This window comes from Burkholderia sp. RF4-BP95 (genome assembly GCF_001521985.1).
GTDB lineage: Bacteria > Pseudomonadota > Gammaproteobacteria > Burkholderiales > Burkholderiaceae > Burkholderia > Burkholderia diffusa.
This window is the reverse complement of record NZ_LOSX01000067.1, coordinates 1-1,172: the sequence shown is the minus strand read 5'-3', so window position 1 is coordinate 1,172 and position 1,172 is coordinate 1. Positions and strand designations below refer to the sequence as shown.

Annotated in this window: 1 protein-coding gene; it reads left to right on the top strand. The window is 69.8% G+C overall.

Annotated elements, in window-relative coordinates; genetic code table 11:
* Positions 1-1,172 (top strand): acetyl-CoA C-acetyltransferase (locus WS46_RS22725; protein ID WP_059691841.1); only part of this gene is annotated, 1,172 nt, incomplete at both ends.

Below are 1,172 nucleotides of genomic sequence, written 5' to 3'. Positions count from 1 at the left end.
ATGACGGACGTAGTGATCGTATCGGCCGCGCGGACCGCGGTCGGCAAATTCGGCGGCTCGCTCGCGAAGATCGCGGCACCGGAGCTGGGCGCGACGGTGATTCGCGCGGTGCTGGAGCGTTCGGGCGTGAAGCCCGAGCAGGTGAGCGAAGTGATCATGGGCCAGGTGCTGGCGGCGGGCTCGGGGCAGAACCCGGCGCGCCAGTCGCTGATCAAGGCCGGCCTGCCGAACGCGGTGCCGGGCATGACGATCAACAAGGTGTGCGGCTCGGGCCTGAAGGCGGTGATGCTGGCGGCGAACGCGATCGTGGCGGGCGACGCGGACATCGTGATCGCCGGGGGCCAGGAAAACATGAGCGCGGCGCCGCACGTGCTGCCGGGCTCGCGCGACGGGTTCCGGATGGGCGACGCGAAGCTGGTCGACACGATGATCGTCGACGGCCTGTGGGACGTGTACAACCAGTACCACATGGGCATCACGGCCGAGAACGTCGCGAAGGAATACGGGATCACGCGCGAGGAGCAGGACGCGTTCGCGGCGCTGTCGCAGAACAAGGCGGAGGCCGCGCAGAAGGCCGGCCGCTTCGACGCCGAGATCGTGCCGGTGTCGATTCCGCAGCGCAAGGGCGAGCCGCTGCAGTTCGCGACCGACGAGTTCGTGCGTCACGGCGTGACGGCGGAATCGCTGGCGGGGCTGAAGCCGGCATTCTCGAAGGACGGCTCGGTGACGGCGGCGAACGCGTCGGGGCTGAACGACGGCGCGGCGGCGGTGCTGGTGATGTCGGCGCAGAAGGCGGCGGCGCTCGGCCTGACGCCGCTTGCACGGATCAAGGCATACGCGAACGCGGGTGTGGATCCGAGCGTGATGGGCATGGGTCCGGTGCCGGCATCGCGCCGCTGCCTGGAGCGAGCGGGCTGGACGCCGGGCGACCTGGACCTGATGGAAATCAACGAGGCCTTCGCGGCGCAGGCGCTGGCGGTGCACAAGCAGATGGGCTGGGACACGTCGAAGGTGAACGTGAACGGCGGTGCGATCGCGATCGGTCACCCGATCGGCGCGTCGGGCTGCCGGATCCTGGTGACGCTGCTGCACGAGATGGTCAAGCGCGATGCGAAGCGCGGGCTGGCGTCGCTGTGCATCGGCGGCGGGATGGGCGTCGCGCTTGCGGTCGA